This window comes from Bacillus sp. 05T31, from assembly GCF_056396725.1.
Genome location: NZ_JBFTMA010001077.1, coordinates 1 through 973, shown reverse-complemented (window position 1 = coordinate 973; position 973 = coordinate 1). Strand labels below are relative to the sequence as shown.

General features: G+C 31.3%; 2 protein-coding genes. Both read right to left on the bottom strand.

Annotated features, from left to right (window positions below; translation table 11 throughout):
• Positions 1–71 precede the first annotated feature (71 nt).
• Positions 72–305, bottom strand: coding sequence for a hypothetical protein (locus AC1DJR_RS31450; protein WP_429687345.1), 234 nt, complete (start codon positions 303–305; stop codon positions 72–74).
• A 282-nt stretch (positions 306–587) separates the two neighbouring features.
• On the bottom strand, positions 588–734 hold the full coding sequence (locus AC1DJR_RS31445) for a BC1881 family protein (RefSeq protein ID WP_002011296.1): 147 nt from the start codon (positions 732–734) through the stop codon (positions 588–590).
• Positions 735–973: the final 239 nt, after the last annotated feature.

Here is a 973-nt window from a genome sequence, read left to right as displayed (position 1 = left end):
AGTTAATAGGTGATGATATAGGGATATTTTGAATGTACATCCAGGCTGTTCCTTTCAAGATATGTATCATTTTAAATACGCCCTTTATTAGAATAGTGCTCATACATTTTTTGAGATTCTTTAGTAATACGTGCGTTAAGTAAAATTGTTAACAATAAAAACACTCCATATTTCCCTCCTGTAGCTCCTATGATAATCACACTACTACAAACAAGCACAATTAATAAGTTAAACGAAACTAAATAAATACAGTCATATTTCTTTGACATTTTCTCGTATTTTATGCGTTCTTTCCTTGCATCCATCTAAATTATCCATTTCACTATAAAATAAATTCCGACCTTAAAAAGAAAAATCTGTCCATTTAAATAATTAGTTTGTTTTTTTAGCAACTAATGTATATAACATGAAAAGGAATCCTACCAATGTTAAGCTTTCCACTATGATAATCCCGACCCTCTCCTTCCTATTAACCCCAACACATCAGATGAAAATTATGTGTATCCCATATTAGCTGCAGCAAACAAAAAGGATCCTCCCTTCTCTTAAAGGCTGATCCTTTTCTTCGTGCATTCAACTATTTTTAGCTATTCTTGATTAATTAGAATAACAGCTGGTCCATCTACACGAATTCCACCAACTTCGATTTTTTCATAAGGCTCAACTGTAATAGAAATGACCCCTTCCCGCTTCTTTAATTCTTTACTTAATTCTTTGGTTAACATTTTTTTCATGTGTGCACTCCTTCTTACTGCTTAATTTACTATTGTTATGTAAATAAAATTAAAAGTGGTTTCCTGGTCTGGAAACCATTTTTTGTAGTTAACCATATGGTGTTACCAGTTCGCTTATCAATTTTACGTAAAGAAGATAAACAATTACTATTCACTGTCTCAGTAGATGTAAGAAATTCTTAAAGATAGCGGTGAGATTGATTGTTTTTTCTTCTAGAAATAATGACTTAGATAGTATA